Below are 3,030 nucleotides of genomic sequence, written 5' to 3'. Positions count from 1 at the left end.
GCCCTTGCCGCCGTCGTGGTAGAGCAGCACGGTTTCGCCGATGCCGGCGAGTTGGTTGAGCAGTTCACGCACCGACATGGGCAGGCCGGCGCGGTCGGCTTGGCGGCGCATGAGGTGGGCGACGGTCAATGCGAGGACGCTGTAGAAGACGTGGACCCGGATTTTCTGGTCGGTCCAGTGGTGCATCGGCCCGAACGAGACGACTGGGGGGTCTTTTTGCTGGCGGAATCCGGCCTCGACCTCGGATTGGGAGCGGTAGGCCGCGACGACATCGCCGACGTTCCAGGTGTCGCGATTGGTGAACAGGATACGTTTGCCGAAGATCCTGTCTTCCAGTTTCTTTCGTGCATTCTGTTCGGTGCGCCACGTCAACCGGAACGTCGAGGGGTCCTCGCCGGTCAGGGTGACGGTGAGGATGTCGCTCACCCAGCGTGGTTTGAGTATCGCGGCGATGTCGGCTTCGACGGCGTCGCGGCCCCGGCGGGTCTTGCCCCGCGCGAGGCGGGATTGCAGTTCGGCCAGTCGTTTTCGTGCTTTTGCGAGGGTTTGGTCCAAGCCGCGTGACTGGGCAGCGTGCAGCGTCGGGGAGTGGGTGAGCACCGCGCGGCGGGTGACACCCAACGCGGTCACTTCGGTGTCGAGGCAGGTCAGGCCGGGATAGCGGTCGTCATCGACGGGGACGTAGGTTGCCCGGGGTATCGCGAGCAGTTCGGGATGGTCTGACGGTGGCAATGATCCGACGAACCCCAACCCGGACTCTTCGATGATGGTGTGGTTGTCGGCCGAGTTCTGCCCGGCGTCATAGACCACCGTCAACGACTGCACCGAGGACGTCAACTGCCGATACCGGGCCACCAGTTCCTCGATCACCGTGGGGAATTGGGTGAGGTCGGGGCGGTCGCCGGGGTAGGCGTGCGACACCACGGGCACCCCGCCGTCGCGGGTCACGACCAGCGCCAACCCGACCAGCTGCAGGTCCACACGTTTTTGTTTGGCCTTGCCGCGCTGGGCGATCGGGGCTCGCTCGTTGGCCGAGTCGATGTAGGTGGCGAAGTTGGTCATGTCCAGCACCAGCCCCGAAAGGCCCAGGCCGAACTCGGTGACCATCCGGCGCCCCAGTTGCGTTTCGATGCGGCGCAGCGCTTCGGTGTCCAGGTGATCCATCGCATCCCAGAACCGGCGGTGATCCAAGGCCCCGGCCGGGGTTTTCACCCACCGGGGTCCGGCGGTGGTGGCCCACCAGTCGGCGAAGGCCAGCTTCGAGCACGGCGCCACGACCCGGTTCGCCGTGGCCAACGCGATATAGGTGCCCACCGACGCCCCCGCGTCGGCCCGTCGCGGCGCGACCGAGTCCACGATCTCGACCACACCGAGCCGCTGCAGCACCGACCACACCCCGGCCAGATCGCCGAACTGTTTGTGCTGGCTGCGCACCGGTTCGCCGCTGTCCGCCCCCGCCAGTTTGGCCATCACCTCCTCGGCGGTGCCCAAATATTTCTGCGACACGATCCGCGGTTTGCCGTCCACCCGCGCTGATTCCACCAGGTAGTAGTACGTGTGCCGGCGGTGCAGATCGTGGTGGTCGTCGCGGCGGGGGTCGCGGTCGATCGAGCATTTGGGCTCGGCCCATGATGCTGGCCGCCGGGCAGGCTGAGCTGGACCTCGGGATTGCCGGCCGGGCCGGGTCTTCGCCATTGCCGATCACTTCGTTGCGTGCGGCGCATCTGTGGGATGCGTTGTGCCATGCCTATGCGGTGCTCGGATTCGACGGGGTGGCCGATGAGGTGTTTCGCGGTTTGGTGTGTGCGCGGATCATCGAACCGACCAGCAAGATCGACTCTGCCCGGGTTCTGGCCGAGACCGGGGTGGGCGCCCCGTCGTATCCCATTTTGAACCGCCGTCTACCCATCTATGCCAAAGATGCTTTCCGACAACAAATCTCGGAAGCCTGCTCGGCGCACATCGACCTGGGGCCGGCCACCTTGGTGTTGTATGATGTGACGACGCTGTATTTCGAAACCGACACCGCTGACGGATTCCGCGAGCCCGGATTCTCCAAGGAACGACGCCTAGAACCCAGATCACCGTTGGATTGCTCACCGACGCCTCGGGGTTCCCGCTCACGGTGCAAGCCTTCGAAGGCAACAAGGCCGAGACCGCCACCATGCTGCCGGTGATCAACGCGTTCAAAAAGCCCACCAGCTCACCGATATCACCGTGGTCGCTGCTGCCGGGATGATCTCTGAGGCCAACCAAATCGATATCACCGCTGCCGCTTGACCTACATCCTGGGAGCGCGGCTGCCCTACCTGCCCGATGTCGTCCGTGAGTGGCATGACAAACACCGCGACCAGGCCGTCCCCGATGAGCTGATCCTGACCCAGCCCTGGCCGGCCACCAGCCGGGAGAAACCAGCGGGATCCCTGACCGGGTGATCCACTACCAGTACCCCAGCAACCGGGCGCGGCGCACGCTACACGGCATCGATGACCAGATCGCCAAAGCCCAAAAAGCCGTCGACGGGAAAGCCCCGGTCAAACGCAACCGGTTCATCACCTTGACCGGGGAAACCAAAGCCATCGACCGTGACCTGGAGGCCAAGGCCCGCGCCCTGGCCGGCTGGAAGGGCTACACCACCAACCTCACAGACCAGACCCGAAGTTCATCATCGACGCCTACCACCGCTTGTGGCGCATCGAGAAGAGCTTCTTAATGTCCAAACACGACCTGCAGGCCCGCCCGATCTATCACCACAAGCGCGAATCGATCGACGCCCACCTGACCATCGTGTTCGCCGTGATGGCCCTCACGCACTGGATCGAGCACCGAACCGGTTGGAGCATCAAGAAATTCGTGCGGACCGCACGACGCTACCGCACCATCACCATCCAAGCCGGACAACACACCATCACCGCCGCCGACCCCATCCCCGATGACCTCGCCCAAGCACTAACCTCGGGCTTTCGCGCCGGTTGATCTTGATGGTGTGTCTTGAACGAAGAATGGTGCTCTGAGCAGGGATAATCCGGT

1 protein-coding gene and 1 pseudogene are annotated in these 3,030 nt (G+C 64.4%); one reads left to right on the top strand and one right to left on the bottom strand.

Annotation, left to right across the window (positions count from 1 at the left end):
- Nucleotides 1-1,542 (bottom strand): IS1634 family transposase (locus tag BST40_RS27670; protein ID WP_244174518.1); only part of this gene is annotated, 1,542 nt, incomplete at its 3' end.
- 13 nt (nucleotides 1,543-1,555) lie between these two features.
- Here BST40_RS27670 and BST40_RS27665 point away from each other — a divergent pair.
- Nucleotides 1,556-2,976, top strand: a pseudogene (locus BST40_RS27665) (IS1634 family transposase).
- Nucleotides 2,977-3,030: the final 54 nt, after the last annotated feature.

Source organism: Mycobacterium persicum (assembly GCF_002086675.1).
GTDB lineage: Bacteria > Actinomycetota > Actinomycetes > Mycobacteriales > Mycobacteriaceae > Mycobacterium > Mycobacterium persicum.
This window is presented reverse-complemented; position numbering and strand designations above follow the sequence as displayed.